The organism is Methanolobus sp. WCC5 (genome assembly GCF_045690325.1).
GTDB lineage: Archaea > Halobacteriota > Methanosarcinia > Methanosarcinales > Methanosarcinaceae > Methanolobus.
The window spans coordinates 2,296,697-2,315,543 of the sequence record NZ_CP146981.1 but is presented as its reverse complement, the minus strand read 5'-3'; the positions used below and the strand labels follow the sequence as shown (position 1 = coordinate 2,315,543).

General features: G+C 41.8%; 10 protein-coding genes. 5 read left to right on the top strand and 5 right to left on the bottom strand.

Translation table 11 applies throughout. The annotated features are described in order from the left end of the window. The first annotated feature begins 125 nt into the window (after positions 1-125). The 5 genes from V7O64_RS11285 to V7O64_RS11265 all read left to right on the top strand — a co-directional run bounded on the left by V7O64_RS11285 (position 126) and on the right by V7O64_RS11265 (position 8,339). Complete coding sequence (locus V7O64_RS11285; protein WP_407355489.1) at positions 126-1,607, top strand: PIN domain-containing protein; 1,482 nt, start codon at positions 126-128, stop codon at positions 1,605-1,607. Beyond that, a complete protein-coding gene (locus tag V7O64_RS11280) occupies positions 1,585-3,402 on the top strand; it encodes a restriction endonuclease subunit S (protein ID WP_407355488.1) in 1,818 nt (605 codons plus the stop codon). The genes V7O64_RS11285 and V7O64_RS11280 overlap by 23 nt, the downstream gene beginning before the upstream one ends. A 6-nt stretch (positions 3,403-3,408) precedes the next feature. Continuing rightward, positions 3,409-4,914, top strand: coding sequence for an RNA-binding domain-containing protein (locus V7O64_RS11275; RefSeq protein ID WP_407355487.1), 1,506 nt, complete (start codon positions 3,409-3,411; stop codon positions 4,912-4,914). A 70-nt stretch (positions 4,915-4,984) separates the two neighbouring features. Beyond that, positions 4,985-6,835: a DUF262 domain-containing protein gene (locus tag V7O64_RS11270; RefSeq protein WP_407355486.1), complete on the top strand. Its 1,851-nt coding sequence runs from the start codon at positions 4,985-4,987 to the stop codon at positions 6,833-6,835. Position 6,836: 1 nt separating this feature from the next. Further along, positions 6,837-8,339, top strand: a complete 1,503-nt coding sequence (locus V7O64_RS11265; RefSeq protein ID WP_407355485.1) for an N-6 DNA methylase — start codon at positions 6,837-6,839, stop codon at positions 8,337-8,339. A 242-nt stretch (positions 8,340-8,581) separates the two neighbouring features. On the opposite strand, the gene V7O64_RS11260 is transcribed toward V7O64_RS11265, so the two are convergent. The 5 genes from V7O64_RS11260 to V7O64_RS11240 form a co-directional block, all read right to left on the bottom strand. After that, complete coding sequence (locus V7O64_RS11260; protein ID WP_407355484.1) at positions 8,582-9,697, bottom strand: PGF-pre-PGF domain-containing protein; 1,116 nt, start codon at positions 9,695-9,697, stop codon at positions 8,582-8,584. 13 nt (positions 9,698-9,710) lie between these two features. Continuing rightward, a complete protein-coding gene (locus tag V7O64_RS11255; RefSeq protein WP_407355483.1) occupies positions 9,711-12,017 on the bottom strand; it encodes a beta strand repeat-containing protein in 2,307 nt (768 codons plus the stop codon). Continuing rightward, positions 12,014-12,580: a hypothetical protein gene (locus tag V7O64_RS11250; protein ID WP_407355482.1), complete on the bottom strand. Its 567-nt coding sequence runs from the start codon at positions 12,578-12,580 to the stop codon at positions 12,014-12,016. Before V7O64_RS11250 ends, V7O64_RS11255 begins: the two co-directional genes overlap by 4 nt. 3 nt (positions 12,581-12,583) lie before the next feature. After that, complete coding sequence (locus tag V7O64_RS11245; protein WP_407355481.1) at positions 12,584-13,228, bottom strand: hypothetical protein; 645 nt, start codon at positions 13,226-13,228, stop codon at positions 12,584-12,586. 65 nt (positions 13,229-13,293) lie between these two features. Further along, positions 13,294-18,303 carry a beta strand repeat-containing protein gene (locus tag V7O64_RS11240; protein ID WP_407355480.1) on the bottom strand — a complete coding sequence of 1,670 codons (5,010 nt, stop codon included), beginning with the start codon at positions 18,301-18,303 and terminating at the stop codon, positions 13,294-13,296. Positions 18,304-18,847 lie beyond the last annotated feature (544 nt).

Here is an 18,847-nt window from a genome sequence, read left to right as displayed (position 1 = left end):
AGATACATTTGACTTATTCTAAGTAGCACTCAATACTATCACTCCACCAACGGAGGTAAAATATTTCTATAACCTCTTAACATCTACAATTAATGTAATGAGGTGATAAGTGGAGTTGATTTTGAATGATGAAAATTCTTTACGACACCAATATTTTGATTCATATTGAAGACCCGAAAGAACTTTCTCCCGATCTTCAATCATTGCTTTCGCTAATCCGGGAACATGGTCATCAAGAGTTTATTCATCCTGCTTCTTTGAAGGATATCGAAAATGATAACGACATTGAAAGAAGGAAAATTACTTTGTCAAAACTTAGAGGATATCCTCGTCTTCCTTCACCACCAAAGCCAGATGATGAATTCATGTCTTTTGTCGGAACTCCACTGAATCGACATGACGAAAACGACAATGACATTCTTTTTTCACTTAAAAGGAATCTCGCTGATTTCTTGATTTCAGAAGATAAAGGAATTAGGAAAAAAGCAATTCTATTGGATATTGACGATCGTGTTTTCTCCATTGCTTCGGCTCTTGATTACTTCCGTAGGTTATACAACAGGCATCTGCCAAAGCACACTTTGCTAAAAGAGTGCTATGCCCATGATATCGATATTAATCAGCCTTTTTTTGACTCATTGAAGAAAGCTTATCCGGATTTTGAAAACTGGTGGTACGAAAAATGTGTCAAGCAAAGCCGTAAGTGTTGGACATATGAAGAGGAAAAAGGGATAAAAGCATTTCTTATGCTCAAAGATGAAGATCAGCCTATTGAAACTTTTCCTCCGGTGCCTGCCGGGCGCCGGGTAAAGATAGCTACACTGAAAGTTGATCTCTCTGGCTCGAAGATGGGAGAGTTATTTCTTAAAATGGCTTTTCAGTACTGTATCAATAACCAGTTCTTCGAAACCTATCTGACCCATTTTGAAGAGGACGATGACGGTTTAGTTTATCTTATCGGAAATTATGGTTTTGAAGACGTTGGAAAGAAAGCCAGCAACGGAGAAAACGTATACCTGAAAAAGTTCATCGCTGGAGATAGAAGTTTGCCTCCTCTTGCAATCGCTAAGAAATACTATCCCTGTTTCAAAGATGGTGCAAACATCAAGAAGTTCATAATTCCAATTCAGCCACAGTACCATGATACTCTATTTCCCGACTATCCCAGGCGCCAACTGACTTTTGCAGATTATACTGAAATCAATATTCCTGGAAATGCCATCAAAAAAGCCTATTTGTCGGCTTCTAAAATAAAGAAGATAACACCAGGAAGCATCATTCTGTTCTATCGTTCAAAAGATCAGCACTCTATCACCGCCGTTGGAGTTGTTGATCAAGAGCCGATCAGAACAAATGATCCTGATGAACTCAAAAGGATTGTAGGCAAAAGAAGCGTTTATTCAGATGAGGAACTTTCAGAATGGGCACAAGACCCGGTTTTTGTGCTTCGCTTTAAACATCACTTATACTTGCCAAATCCTTTAAATCTGAAGTACTTAAATGGCTTGGGTATTGATGCCCCGCAATCAATAAGAGAGATAAACCATGAGCAATATCTAGCCATAAAAACCGGTGGCAAACTCGATGAACGTTTTACTGTCAATTAAACCGACTTATGTGGATGAAATCCTCGCAGGTAAAAAGAGATTCGAGTTCAGAAAAGCTATTTTCAAAAAAAAGGACATCAGTAAGGTATTCATCTATTCGAGCTCCCCCGTTCAGAAAATCGTCGCATCTTTCGAGATTGCGGGAATAATCGAGGATTCGCCCCAAAAACTATGGGATAAATGCCGGAAACACGCCGGTATACTTGAAGAGGATTTCTTTGAATATTTTAAGAATTCTGACATTGGTTATGCCATTGAAATTAAGAATCTTGAGAAATTATCCGAGCCTATTGATCCATACTTACTGGAAAAAGATTTCAAGCCACCACAGTCTTACTGTTATTTACCACTTGATTATTTCTACAAAAAATCCCAGAGCAATTCTACGGAAAGGGAATATAAGACGGTGTTTTTGACAGAAGATAACGAAGAATACGGGCCTGAAGACTCTGCAATTGAAGAAAACATTGCACAAATCATCCTCTATTCAAAATCTCCAAAAGAAAAAGCTGAATGGGTAGATACCAAACTTGGAAGTCTTATTGATTTTGTCGGTGGAGGTACTCCCGACAAAAAGACATCTGAATACTGGGGAGGAACTATAAAATGGGCTTCAGTAAAAGATGTCAAAAATAAATATTTGTATGAAACTCAGGATAAGATCACTGAACTGGGTTTAAAAAATAGTTCCTCGCAACTGGCAGGACAAGAAGAGCTGATATTAGTCACCCGTATTTCCCCCGGAAAATGTGTGATTGCAAAAGATAATATAGCCATAAATCAAGATTTGAAAATAGTCCGACCAAAAGTGGATATGTCAACAAAGTTCCTTTATTACTTTTTCAATTCAACTGAAAGTGAATTTATTAAAAGGTCCAGTGGTACGACAGTAAAGGGAATCAGACTTGAAGAAATCAGAAATATCGCAATAGATCTCCCCCCACTCCCCGAACAACGCGCCATAGTCTCCAAAATAGAGCTGCTCTTCAGTGAACTGGACAACGGCATCGCCAATCTCAAACTGGCACAGGAGCAGCTCAAAGTTTACAGGCAGGCGGTGCTGGATGAAACTACAAAAACTGAAAGGTTTGTACCTATGGTTAATGTTATTGAGGAACTTGGGCAAGGATGGAGTCCTAAATGTCATAACGAGCCATCTACGAATGATGAAGAATGGGGAGTAATAAAAACAACTGCCATTCAAGCTGGTTATTTTAATGAAAAAGAGAACAAGAAACTTCCTAACAGTTTAGAACCAAGGATTAAACATGAACTTAAAGCAGGAGATGTACTAATAACACGGGCCGGTCCTAGAGCCAGAGTCGGAGTGTGTTGCTTAGTTAAAAAAGTCAGACCTAGATTAATCAATTGTGATAAAGCATACAGAATTAAACTTAAAACAAATCTAATTTTACCTGATTTTTTTGAATATACATTGAATTCCCCTAAATATACACTTAAAATAGAGGATTTGAAAACGGGCATTAGTGATAGTGGTGTAAATCTCACCCATAAAAGGTTTGTGGATTTAAATATTCCATTGCCTCCACTTGCTAAACAACAAGCCATCGTCAATGAAATCGAAACCCGCCTTTCAGTCTGCGATAAAGTCGAACAGGACATCGCGGAGAATCTGGAGAAGGCTGAGGCGCTTAGGCAGAGTATCTTGAAAAAGGCGTTTGAGGGGAAGTTGCTGAGTGAGAGGGAGCTCGCAGAGGTGCGGAAGGCGGAGGACTGGGAGCCGGCTGAGGTTTTGCTGGAGAGAGTGAAGGGTGAGAAGACGGGGAGGAAGTGAGAAGGGATGATATCAGAGCAACTTAAAGGGATCATAAGAGATGGCGAAGGATTAACCATCGAGTTCAAGGAATGTACATCCCAGGTAAACAAAGACGTGTATGAAACGGTTTGTGCATTTATGAACCGCAGCGGAGGGCACATTATTCTTGGAGTTGACGACGGCGGGAACGTTATTGGAATTGACAGGGAAGCACTTCCTCAGGTCAAAAAAGACATTGTAACCACACTCAACAACACCCAGAAAATAAATCCTCCTTTGTATATCTTACCGGAAACCCTCGAAATTGACGGGAAAGTAGTTCTTTATCTCAACATTCCCGAAAGCTCGCAGGTACACTACTGCAACGGGAAGATATTTGACCGTAACGAAGACGGGGACATGAACATAACCAACCAGTCCGATGCTGTGGCTCATCTATACATACGCAAGCAAAGCTCATTTTCCGAAAACCGCATCTATCCTTATGTCCGTCTGGAAGACCTCAGGACCGATCTAATACAGAAGGTCAGGAAGATCGTCAGCATCAACAACCCGGACCATCCCTGGGCGACAATGGCAGACGAGCAGCTATTAAGCAGTGCCCGCCTGTACCAGCACGATTACCAGACAGGAAAAGAAGGTTACACACTGGCAGCAGTCTTGCTCTTTGGCAAAGATGAAGTGATCCAGACCATCCTGCCCCAATATCGTACCGATGCCATCCTCCGTAAAGTGAATCTGGATCGCTATGACGACAGGGACGACATCCGCACCAACCTCATAGAAAGTTATGACAGGCTCATGGCGTTCGTTGCAAAACACCTCCCAGACCCCTTCTACCTGGAAAAGGACCAGAGGATCAGCCTGCGGGACAAACTGTTCAGGGAAGTTGTTGCAAACATACTCATACACAGGGAGTATCTCAACGGATTCCCTGCAAAATTCATAATTGGAAATCATCAAGTCACATCAGAGAACGCCACCAGACCGCATGGACATGGAATTATCAACCCCTTCGACTTCACACCATATCCTAAAAATCCTGTAATCGCCCGTCTGTTCAAGGAAATAGGAAGGGCGGATGAATTGGGTTCAGGTGTAAGGAAGCTGTACAAATATACAAAGGCATATTCAGGAGGAGCAGACCCAAAGTTACTTGAAGGGGATATTTTTAAAATCATTGTTCCTCTTACCCCTCAAGCTACCGTGCAAGCTACCATGCAAGCTACCCCGCAAGCTACCCCGCAAGCTACCCCGCAAGCTACCCCGCAAGCTACCCCGCAAGCTACCCCGCAAGCTGCTGAGAGAAATGAAATAGATAAAACTGACGCACTGCTTGAATATTGCATTGAACCAAGAAGCAGAGCTGAAATTCAAGAATTTATGGGATTGAAAGACAGAGAATATTTCAGACTGGAAATACTGAATCCGCTAATTCAGGAGGGCAAGCTTCATCTTACAATTCCTGAAAAACCAACCAGTCCGAATCAAAAATACTATTTCAAACCTAGGGACCAAAAACATGACTGAAATTCATCACCCATCGTATTTAAAGTGTGGAGAGAGTTGAGGAGAAAGTAAAAAAGGAGAGTGTTTTAATATGGATATTTCGCCAGATAAACAGAATATTGATCAATTGTTTTCAAATACCACATACTATATCGACTTCTACCAGCGTGACTACAAATGGACAAAGGAACCTGTAGAACGTTTGTTAGATGACATCTTTTACAGATTTATCCAAGAATATCAAAATCACAAATCTCTTGATCCAACCAAGGAAGCCATTTCTGCTAACTATCCATGGTATTATTTGAACACATATGTTACTAACACTGTCGAAGGAAAAGTCTATGTTGTGGATGGACAACAACGACTTACAACCCTCACATTAATTTTAATGAAACTGTATAATCTGTCTAAAAAATATGAATCTAAGACAGATAAATGGTTAGAAAGCAAAATTGCAGGTTGGGCTGGAATGGAATATTCATTCTGGATGAATCATGAAAAACACGAACCAATATTAAAAGACCTTTTTGAAGGTCAGAAGGATTTCAAAGAAATGGATGTGTCTAGCGGAATCACAGCAGTAAACATGCTTGACAATTATCAAATAATCAGCAGATTATTAGATGAACAATTATCAGATAAGCATGAATTTGAAACTTTTGCTATGTATTTCCTTTATCGTCTTGTGCTAATCAATTTATCAGTAGAGCAAACAAATGTTCCAATGATCTTTGAAGTAATTAATGACAGAGGAGTTAGACTAAAGCCCTATGAAATATTGAAAGGAAAACTTTTGGGACAGATAGATAAAATAGAAATGGACAGAAAAGATTACAATGGACTATGGGAAAAGCAAGTTCAAGCAATTAATGACTTTAAAGAAGATGAAATTGATACTTTTTTCAGATATTTCTTGAAATCTAAATTCTCTAACGCACAAAGTGAAGGAAAATATTTTGATGGAGATTACCACAGGGAAATGTTCAGCAATGATGTTAACAACAATTTAAAGTTGAAACATAATCCTTCTGAAGTAAAACGTTTTCTTGAACAAACATTCACTTATTATACACAGCTTTATGTAAAAATATGGAAAGCCTATTCGCATTATGACAGCTCGTATGAGCATGTTTTTTTCAATAGATTGAATGAAATGGACGGACAATTTTTATTGATATTATCTTCATGCAAACTAAACGATGTTGAAGAAGATGAAAAAATTGAAAAAATCGCTTATGAACTTGACCGTTTTTTCTCCTTACTCCAGCTTCAAAATGCTTATGAAAGCAATATATTCAGTCAGACCTTGTATAAAATATCAAGTGAAATTAGAGATGAACCCATTGCTAAAATTAGAGAAGTCTTTGATAAGTACTTACTCGAACAGTTGTCAAATCGGAGAAATTCAGAAGCATCACAGCCTGTTCAATACGCTTTTTTCAAAAACACCGGAATTAATCTCAATATGCGTTTTAAGAGATACTTCTTTGCCCGTATTGAAAAATTACTTGCAGAAAACACTAAATTAAATATGAAACACCAATTTGAAGACTTAGTCACTAAAACAGGCCCAAAAACAGGTTTTCATATTGAACACATCCTGTCAAGAAATGAAGAGAACCTTAAACTTTTCAATGATGACGATGATGTATTCGAGCAGGAAAGAAACCGCCTCGGTGGTATTCTTTTGTTAAAAGGAAAAGATAACATTTCAAGCAGTAATGAACCATATTCTGATAAATTGAAGTCATACGATAACACGCTGTATTGGAATGAAACTTTGAGAGAAGATTTTTACAAATCTAAATTGGACATGAGGGATTTTAAGGCAAAATTTGCGCTTGATGAACTTGTTCCATTTACAGACAAATTCGGTCCAGAAGAGCTCGAAAGTCGACAAAAACTTCTTTTCAAAATGATTAGAATAATCTGGAATTAACATGACCGAGAACACATCATCCATCGTATCCAAAGTGTGGAGCTTTTGTAATGTACTGCGTGACGGAGGGGTGAGCTATGGAGATTATCTGGAGCAGTTGACATTCCTCATATTCCTGAAGATGGCGGAGGAGTACAGGAAACCGCCGTATAGCAGGGATATTGGCATCCCGGAGGAATGCACATGGGATGTGCTCAGGCAGAAGCGCGGAGCTGAGCTGGATCTACATTACAGGAACCTGCTGGATGAGCTTGGGAAAAAGCCGGGGATGCTCGGGCAGATATTCCTCAAAGCTCAGAACAAGATAAGTGACCCTGCCATGCTGTACAAGGTCATAGACATGATCGACAAGGAAAGCTGGGTCATGATGGGCGTTGACACCAAGGGCGAGATATACGAAGGACTCTTGCAGAAGAATGCAGAGGACACAAAAAGCGGAGCCGGTCAGTACTTCACACCCAGACCACTAATCAAGGTAATGGTGGAATGTCTGCAACCGCAGCCCATGAAGACCATCGGCGACCCCTGCTGTGGAACAGGCGGTTTCTTCCTTGCAGCCTATGATTTCCTGACATTACACACTCATGGACAACTTGACCGGGACCAGAGCAGGTTCCTGAAGAACAAAACCTTTGGCGGCAATGAAATAGTACCCGGAACCCGCAGGCTGGCTCTTATGAACCTCTTTTTGCACAACATCGGCGAGATAGACAGCGAACCCCTTATATCCATATCTGATGCACTCATAGCCGATTCAGGTGATCGCTACGATTACATCCTCACCAATCCTCCGTTTGGGAAGAAGAGCAGCATGACCTTCACCAACGAAGAAGGAGGGCTTGAAAAAGAAGACCTCACATACAACCGTCAGGACTTCTGGGTAACTACCAGCAACAAGCAGCTTAACTTCGTGCAGCACATTCATACTATTCTCAAAACAGGAGGTCAGGCTGCTGTGGTCTTGCCTGATAACGTTCTCTTTGAAGGAGGAGCCGGGGAAACCGTGCGTAAAAAGCTTCTGGAAACAATGGACCTGCACACAATACTTCGTTTACCCACCGGCATATTCTACGCTCACGGAGTAAAAGCCAATGTACTCTTTTTCCAGGCAAAAGAAGCAGCTAAAGACCACTGGACAAAGGAAGTATGGATATACGACTACCGTACCAACGTGCATCACACACTAAAAAAGAACCCTCTGAAGTACTCTGACCTTGAAGACTTCATCACCTGCTATAACCCGGAAGACCACCACAAACGCAGGGAAACGTGGAGTGAGGAGACTCCCGAAGGCCGTTTCCGAAGGTTCAGCTACGAAGAGATCGTATCAAGAGACAAAACCAACCTTGATATATTCTGGCTCAAGGACAAAAGCCTTGCAGACCTTGACAATCTCCCAGATCCTGACATACTTGCAAACGAGATAATCGAGAACATAGAAGCATCACTTGAGAGTTTCAGGGAAGTAATGGAAATTGTAAATGGGAACGGAAACAACGGGTAAATATACGCAGATCAGACTCCCAATTACTGATAAAAAGCTTGAATCTGCAACCTAATATAAATCCAAAACGTAATATGTCATATAACCGTATATATAAAGAGATGCCGCTTCTTTCTGTTTTTGCCCTCAAGAACAAAGAGAACCTTGAATTGAAAAAATATCGGGAAAACAATGGAAGATGGCACAAATGAATGCAAAAAAAGAATAGAAAGGCAGACAACTGCCTTCCATAAATTACGTATTTATTTCCTGAACTTTCTACTCACAACAAAAGCAACCGATACAAAGACCAGACCAATCATTGCACTAAATCCAGGCGTGCTCTTTGTTTCCTCTTCTTCAGTAGTGGGCTCTTCTTCGATGGCTGGTTCTTCTTCGATGATCAACTCCCCAGCATTGTCTTCCTTACCAGGCATTCCTAATGCTGATATAGCAAAGTGTGAGAAGTCTGTTGCTTTTGCCTCATAGTAATAGTAGGATGCATCTTCATCTGTTTGCATCGTTTCTAATTGATTCCAGCCATTATCGTAGTGGAAAAGGAAGATCGAAGAGGCATCCATATCATTCCCGGAGAGCCATTCCTTGCTTACCTTAAATCCTATTACAGGGTTCTGCATATTGTTTATACCAAATGCGGCATTGCCCACCCAGATATTAATGTTGCGGTAAACCATAGCTGGTGCATCCTCACTAACCAGGCCGGACCTATCCTTCAAAGCCTCAATAAGTGTCCTGACCTGACCGGAATTTGTGGCACCCTTGAATTTGATATAAGTTATTTCGCTTGCCTCATCGAATTCATAATTGACATTCGAACCTATAAAAACAGGCACTAACTGCGAATACTTTGCTAATATGTTCTCAAAGGCTTCTCCGGTGGCACCACCGCCACCTCCGCCGCCGCCTCCACTGCTTCCACCGCCTGAGGAACCAGGGGAACCAGAGGAAGGTGAAACCACACGGAGTTGTGTATTGGTGACGTTTACTTCTTGGGCAATGGATGAATTAAGATACCCATCAAAGCTGTAGGTCCCTGCAGTTGAAGGAGCCTCCAGAGTATAGGTGAATTCATCAAGACCGAAGAAGTAAAATAAATATGATGGATCATTTTCATTCACAGTGATGTTATCCTCTGAAACCAGACCTATAAAATCAAAACCTGCAGGTATGGTTTCATTCACCATTCCAAAGGGTCCGTAATTGCTCATATTTATAGTAACGTTAAATACTTCTCCGGTATTCACTGATGCAGGGAGTACCCTTTCAGATGAAGGCAATGGCAATCCTGCAACCGCCTGTGTTGCCAGCAGCAATGACATTACCATTAACACAATAGCCCTTTTTGATAATATATTCATAATACTAACTCCTTTATCTGAAATAATCCTCTATAAGTGCCAGTACTATTCTATCAGACACCAGACCTGCTCCGTTGTCAGCAATTGCCTGTTCTATCTCATTGACAGAGAGACCGTCTCCTCCTGAATAAGTGCCTATTACTTCATCAGAAGTAGTAACATTCAGGTAGAACTGAGAAGATGTAACAGAATTATCTGCATTATCAACAGCTGTGATAGTAAAGGAAAAGTTACCTGCCATTTGTGTGGAGATAGAATAGGAGTAAATATCATTACCCAGATATGTCATCTCCGTTACAGGTTCAGCAATCTCAGAAAGATCAATTGTGACATTCTTTAAACCTGATATCTCATCCGTTACATTAACAGTAACAAGTGCACTGTCTGTTGTAATATTTAGTATTTTGCCGGGAACAATTGTCAGATCACTCAATACAGGAGGTACGGGATCCGGACCCAGGTTCAGGACAATTGAAGTGCTATTGACACCAGTATTACCTGCATTATCTGTGGCTACTACCGTTATATTATTCTCACCTTCTGTAAGATCAATGGTCGCAGAATAATTGGCACCAGCAAGTGAAGCAGACGCTCCGTTTACTGTAACCGAAGCAAGATTGATCTCATCCACAGTACCTGTTATGGTCTGGCTGCTAACATTTGTAAATTCATCCATGGGGTCAATGTAGACCACAGGAATAACTGTATCAAGCACAATGGAAATGCTGCTATTGGATCCACTATTACCTGCAGAGTCCACCGCAACAACAGTGATTGTATTGGCACCTTCTGTAAGATCAATGGTCGCAGAGTAGTTGTTACCATCAAGGGAAGCAGAGACGCCGTTTACAGTAACTGAAGCAAGATTGACGTCAACAACACTACCGTTTATGGTCTGACTGCTAACATTGGTAGGTGTGGTCACCGGGTCAATGTAGACTACAGGAATAACTGCATCAAGCACAATGGAAGTGCTGCTATTGGAACCACTATTGCCTGCAGAGTCCACCGCAACAACAGTGATCGTATTGGCACCTTCTGTAAGATCAATGGTCGCAGAGTAGTTGTTACCATCAAGGGAAGCAGAGACGCCGTTTACAGTAACTGAAGCAAGATTGACGTCAACAACACTACCGTTTATGGTCTGACTGCTAACATTGGTAGGTGTGGTCACCGGGTCAATGTAGACTACAGGAATAACTGCATCAAGCACAATGGAAGTGCTGCTATTGGAACCACTATTGCCTGCAGAGTCCACCGCAACAACAGTGATCGTATTGGCACCTTCTGTAAGATCAATGGTCGCAGAGTAGTTGTTACCATCAAGGGAAGCAGAGACGCCGTTTACAGTAACTGAAGCAAGATTGACGTCAACAACACTACCGTTTATGGTCTGACTGCTAACATTAGTAGGTGTGGTCACCGGGTCAATGTAGACTACAGGAGCAGTGGTATCCAGCTCCGCATAGACAGTGTTATTAGACTCAACATTACCGACATTATCAACTGAATAATACGTAACGGTATTATTACCATCAGTATCGATCAGGACAGAGGTACCGGAGATCCACGAACCGTCATTGACCTTGTAGAATGTGGAATTAACACCGGAGCCGGAAACATCGCTTGCAGTAAGAGTGATGGTAAAGGAACTGTTCTGCCAGCCAACTGGTGCATCGTCGGTGGTGACCGGAGCAGTGGTATCCAGCTTCGCATAGACAGTGTTATTAGACTCGACATTGCCCACATTATCAACTGAATAGTACATGACAGTGTTATTACCATCAGTGTCGATCAGGACAGAGGTGCCGGAAGTCCACGAACCATCATTGACCTTGTAGAATGTGGAATTAACACCAGACCCCTCGTCAGTAGCGGTCAGATTAATAGTAAAGGAACTGTTCTGCCAGCCCGATGGTGCATCAGCGATGGTGGTTACAGGAGGATCGTAGTCATAAGCAGTGAGATTTAGAGTGCGCACATGACCAAGGCCCTCTAGAAAAACACTTGTTTGTGTTGCATTAATATTTTTTACTTTGAATGTAATGGTCTTGCCCACATCGCTGCTGCTGCTGGGAGAAACATGGATGGTATAGTTACCTGCATCTGTTATTGTCGTGCTTCCATGAACTAGAGTGCCATAATCAATATATGCCTCTATAACAGTACCTACAGGCGCAGCTGTATCATTGATCATAACCGTTCCAACAAACGTATTTGGCCCTACGTTTGGATCTGCTCCTGCCATTAATCCGGGTGTCATGCATACAAGCAACAATAATAGCATTGTTACTTTTGTAAGTCTTCTTATTCCACTCATTGCAAATCACCCTTGCGTCTGAACTTACTTATTAAAAATACAGAAGCCAGCATCCCAATAGCCAGAATAAAAGAGAATCCGTTCAAAGACTTTTCAGTGTCCGAAGATGTACCGGTTACTTGTTTGTCTTCTGGATTTGTTGTATCACTGAAAATTGAAGATTCTTCGGGGCTTATTTTTACAGCCGTACCTGTTGTAGAAATATCCAGAACTGTCGGATGAGGAGCATAAATGCTGAACTCTGCGGTTTGTACTGCAGCAGAATCATCAATTATGAAAGTTATTTCTTTCTGATGATCGGCGGAGTTGCCCTGCACATGTATTTCATAATGACCGTCAATCGTGATATTGGCAGAACCATCAGGTTCAGTATCATTCTGGTAATCTATATATGCTTTTATTGTTGTACCGACAGGTGCTTCTGAACCATCCAGCGTAACATTGCCACTAAATGTATTGGGCAATGGTGGTATGCTATTAGCCATTACAGGAATTGCCAATAAGGATAACAGCATCATAGTGGTAAGTAGTAATTTCGTCGATTGAAGATGATGCGTTCTCATGTTTTATTCCTTCTTATTTCGATTTGCTCCAATACAAAGTATGATAAATCCAATTATCGCAGTAAATGAGGCAAAACCGGGAATTGCTTTGGAAGATGATGGGTTTTCTGCAGTTTCTGATGTACCAGGGCCATTATCCGGCATGGTTTCCGGTTCATCAGCCACTGTTTCAGTATCATTGGGTTGATCTGAAGGAGACTCTTCTGAGCCTGGATCTTCGGATGGTCTTTCAGTATCTGAATTAAAGGATGAATAGGATGATGAGGCCGAAGAAGACTGTGTATCTGAACTATCAGCTGTTGAGATTGACAGGTCTATTGTTACAATTGCCCCTGATTCCCAGTTTTGGGTAATATCTGTCCTATCCCCGTTCACAAAAAACTCAATTAGCTTATCGGCATCACTGGATTCGCCGGGAATTGTCAGCATATATTGACCTGTGGACTGCACAGTGTACGAATCTACCAGTTCCCCCTCCATTTCAGCTGTGACAACAGTACCTGCAGGTGCAGGATTACCGTCTATAGTGACATCACCCTGAACGGACAGTGGAGTCAGAGGTATTGCGAAAACTGCAGTAATTGACATTAAAATGAAAATCGATGTTGCAAAGCAAACAATGGTTTTGTTTCCTGGGTTAAGAACCATACATTATTTCTCCAAAATAAATAAAGAGAACTGGTGCAGTTGCACCAGTTTCAACTATCGAGCCTTCAAACTGGAAGATTCTCATAGTAGGCGTCAATTGCTGCGTATGTCTTGTTCTCCGTCATGAAGATCCAGTACCCTTCACCAGCATTCATCTGCTCGATCTCATTGAGTTCTGCATTGATATACCTTTCCCATCCTTCTGATCCTGAATATCTAAGGAGGTTACTGTAGGAGCCTGTTATAGATGCCAGGGAAGTGGTTACGTTAATAGGGTCTGCAGAGGTGTGGCCTATCATGTTCCAGCCCGCAACCAGGTCCTGTGTAGGAGGTATCTTTGGAACACTTCCGTCTACAGGCATGTATTCGAACAGGAGGTTAACTGAATCCACTGTGTCATTGGCATTGTATACCCAGTACCCTCTGCAAGGAACTATGTTTTCAGGAGAGGTGTCCCATTTTATTTCTGCAGATGATGCTGCATCATAATAGAACACATATCTTTCACCGAAAACATCTTCTGTGCTGGAATTGTCCAATCTGCCCGGTACTGAAACAAGGTTCCAGCCCTGCTCCAGGGTCAGTGTCATGTCAGGGAACGATTTGACCGGACCAAAGGATACCACTGTATCGTTCTGGTTGCCAACAGTGTCATTTGCTGCAACTGCAACATAATATTCCACACCATCTGTGATCGGATCACCATCGATGGTCTCGAGAGGGGTTGTAGTTGTATTGACATCAGCTACATTAGCTTCAGGAGTCATACCAGAAACATCGGTGATCGGTAATCTGCTGATGTAGATGTTGTAGCTGGCAAAGTCTTCAACTTCGATTTTATCCCAGCTGACATTCAGGCTCCTGCCAGCATTTTGCAGATCTTCAACCGTAACACCTGTCATGGATGCCGGTGGAGTTGTATCCGTGGTAAAGTTGACTACCCCGGTTGTATTTGTATTACCGGCATCATCACTTACAGACACCCATACATTGTGGCTGCCATCTGAAAGTGTGATGTTATGGTTGTAACCGTCCTCATTGACAGTATTTATTGATGCTTCAGCTACTCCGTTGACAAGGATGACAAGACTGCTGGTGTTGATACTACCTATACCTGCATCAGAGTAAGTTCCATTGACCCACAGATCGTTGGTGGCAAATGCATCTCCCTCTGAAATTGTATCAAGGGTCAGTGATGGGGTGTCCGTATCAACTTCGAAGTTGATTGTTCCTGTTGTATTGGGGTTGCCTGCATAGTCGCTTACAGAGACTGATACATTGTGAGCACCATCTGCAAGCGTGATGGAGTGGTTGTATGCGGATGCTCCTGGCTCAACTACATCTACTGCCGTTCCGTTGACCATGAGCACAAGACTGCTGAGGTTGACACCAGTGACATCGTCAGAGTAGGTACCGTTGAACCAGACAAGATTGTCTTTAAGATTGACATTTTGGCTGATAGTATCAAGGGTCAGTGACGGATCGGTTGCATCAACTGTGAAATTGACCAGCTCTGTTGTCTTAGTGAGTCCTGCATAGTCGCTTACAGACACAGAGACATTGTAGTCACCATCTGAAAGCGTGATGGAATGGTTGTAACTGTTCTCATTAGCAGTACCTGTTAATTCTGCGTCTGCTCCGTTGACGAGGATGGCAAGACTGCTGGTGTTAATACCTGCACCTGCATCAGAGTAGGTACCGTTGAACCATACAAGACTCTCTGTGAGATTGACACCTTCACTGATGGTATCAAGGGTCACTACCGGATCAACCGTATCAACTCTGAAGTTGACTGTTCCGGTTGTATTGGTGTTGCCTGCATAGTCGCTTACAGAGACGGATACGTTGTGAGCACCGTCTGCAAGCGTGATGGAGTGACTGTATGCGGATGCGCCTTTGAACGCAATCTCATCTACTGCCGTTCCGTTGACCATGAGCACAAGACTGCTGAGGTTGACACCAGTGACATCGTCAGAGTAGGTACCGTTGAACCATACAAGATCGTCTGTGAGCTTGACACCTGCGCTGATAGTATCAAGGGTCAGTGACGGATCGGTTACATCAACTGTGAAATTGACCAGCTCTGTTGTGTCAGTGAGTCCAGCATAGTCGCTTACAGACACAGAGACATTGTAGTCACCATCTGAAAGCGTGATGGAATGGTTGTAACTGTTCTCATTAGCAGTACCTGTTAATTCTGCTTCTGCTCCGTTGACGAGGATGGCAAGACTGCTGGTGTTAATACCTGCACCTGCATCAGAGTAGGTACCGTTGAACCATACAAGACTCTCTGTGAGATTGACACCTTCACTGATGGTATCAAGGGTCACTACCGGATCAACCGTATCAACTCTGAAGTTGACTGTTCCGGTTGTATTGGTGTTGCCTGCATAGTCGCTTACAGAGACGGATACGTTGTGAGCACCATCCGCAAGCGTAATGGAGTGGTTATAAGCAGATGCACCTGGCTCTATTTCATCCACTACCGTTCCGTTGACCATGAGCACAAGACTGCTGAGGTTGACACCAGTGCCTTCTTCATCAGAGTAGGTACCGTTGAACCATACAAGGTTGTCTGTAAGATTGACACCTTCGCTGATAGTATCAAGGGTCAGTGACGGATCGGTTGCATCAACTGTGAAGTTGACTGAGGTAGTGTCGACATTACCAGGGATATCACTCACAGATACAGACACATTGTAACGACCATCCGCAAGACCACTGTATGTATAGTTGAAGTGATCAGCAGTGCTTGTTCCGGTTGTAACAATGTCCACAAGCGCATTGGATATCGTATTGTATATCCTGATGTCCAGTGTATTGTCATCAACACCCGAGTCATCTGAATAGGTACCATTGAATACAACAGTACCCGATGAAATGTTCATACCCTCGGTGATGCTGTCAAGAGTAATTACCGGAGCTACGGAGTCAACTGTGAAGTTGGCCACAAATGAAGCTAAATTACCGGCGTTGTCATCAACTTCGATAGTTACATTGTAGTCACCATCGGCAAGTCCAGGGTAAGTATAGTTGAAGTTAGATGTTGTGTCGGTTCCACCAGCAGAGCCAACAAGCTCGTTAGATGTCACATTATAGACCTTGACGCCCAGTGTGCTGTTATCAACACCTGCAACGTTGTCCGTATAAGTACCGTTGAATGCTACATTTGCGGGTGTGACGTTCATACCTTCATACATAGTATCAAGAGCGATCACCGGAGCGGTCCAGTCAACTGTGAAGTTGGCGAAGGTCACATCGGTGTTATAGACATAGTCGCTGATGGCAAAGGATATGTTGTAAACGTCTTCAACATCAAATGCAGCACTATAGTTGTAGAGTTCATCTGTATGGATTCCTCCTTCTAAGAATTCAAAGTCCGAAACCAGTCCGGAGGAATTGAATAATGCATATGCAAATGTGCTTGCATTGATACCTACAAGATTATCACTATAGGTACCGTTGAACCAGATGGCAGGAGTGACTGTGTTGAAGTATTGTCCTTCACTAACAGTGTCAAGAGAGATTTCAGGGGCTATCGGATCAACTTTAAAAGGCCCTACCTCAGCAATCTTGAGATTTGTAGCGTTGTCGTTGATATGAACACCTACGTTAAATGTACCATTCTGAAGGTTGGGGTGTATATTTAGTGCTTGTTGTTCAGTAAAAGTAAGGTTAAATGTAGTATCATTTTTCAAAAGAGTTCCATCATTGTGAATGGAAGAACCCAAAGCATCCGGCACAAATCTTAACGAATCCACATCTATACCTGAACCACCTGCATCAGAGTAAGTACCGTTGATAGATATATCAGCCCATGATGAGAAATTCATACCTGCAAGTTGAGAATCAATTACTATTACAGGACTGGTCAAATCAACACCGAAGTCAACTGTAGTAATAGCATTAAGGCCTACGAAGTCATCTACAGATACTGTTACGTTATAAAGACCTTCTGTCAAAATTTCACTGTAGTTGAATAACCAGGGTGTTCCGGATATGTCGTGTGATCCAGCCAGACCAACAACTTCGGCGTTGCTTGTCTTATTGAACACCTGGATAGTGAATGTGGAATTGTTGATGCCTGAATCATCATCGTTGTAAGTACCGTTAAACCAGATTCCTGAAGTTTTGAACCACTGATCCTGTGAAACCGTGTCCAGAGTCACTGATGGGTCAGCATTGTCAATAAGGAATGTAGCGTTTGTTGGTGTGCTGTTGACATTGCCTGCAAGGTCATAAGCTGTGATGATCACGTTTGCGTATCCGCTGCCGGTGTTGGTAACATTAGTATAATTGTAATACCAGTTATCTCCGCTTCCCATCATGGTTGCAGAGGATACGAGGGTGTCTCCATTGAGCATTATGGAAATGAGGGGTGAATCGCTTACAGATTCGGTGAACTGGGCTGTGATATTGATTGCATCTGAAACTGTGGTGACATTTGAAGGATCATAGGAGAGATCTACATCAGGTGTTGTGGTGTCTGCAATTAATGTATTGGTCTCTAATAGGGTTGCATTCGGATTAGAACCAGAAGAAACGTAAAAAGTATTATCACCGCCAATAAGTCTCATTCTTATAGCGTGACTGGAAGAATCAGACCATGTACTACCGGTTCTAATTGCAATATAATAACGCCCATCGGTGGGAAGGGAAGGAATTGGATGACCATTAATATCAGCAACAGTAAGCTCCATAGAATTGTCAATATTTGTACCATCGTTCTTAAATCCAAGACGTGTGTCTTCAGCAGGATTTAAGGTAGCATCCGAAGAATAGTATAAAGCGACATGAGGTATGGCAGAGCTAGGCACACTACCTCCCACAGACTCAATAGTGAAAGCTACTTTCATAAGTTTTTCATTGTCAGTTGCATCAAGGAAAAATTGCAGCATTGGAATTAAATCGCTGCTTGCTTTAGCGGTTTGGTTTTCTTCAATTAAGCCTTGTGCAGGCGCAGTCTCATTAACAACAGCACCAGCCAGTCCCGACATCATGAAAATAGATATCATGATCGATACAAGTAGAAATCTTTTCTTTATTTTTAGCACATTCAATCCTAGATCAGCCATCTCTTCACCTTTGTGATTTTAATAAGATAAATGATACATTATTACCATCATAATGATGATGCATTAATAGTAAAGCATATAGAGAAGATAAGATTTAAACCTTTCTACCTCAGAAATATTTAATATGTAGAATAAAAGCATATAGAGAGGCACATAGCTAAGAAATTAAAATTATAATGGGGTGTTTTTATAACTGTTGAGCAGTAAACACAGATGAGAAATTATTGCACAGATATATAGGCAACAATTGTGACATTTCACGTAATTTAAACTACACAATGCTTTTTTCAATAAATATTGAGGAGCAACCTTCAATCATATTGTTTTAGATTGCTGCTGCATTGGGTTTCGGGATGAGTGCACATAGATACGACTTAGTTGTGTAGCATGCTGCAACAGCAAATAAAATTTAATAAAAATATAGTAACTAACATATTAATAGACTATTTTATATACTAAAACATAGTACATAGGATTCCGTTGTATGATAAAAATTAAAGCAGCTCCAATAATATACACAGTTGTACAACACACCCAGAACAAA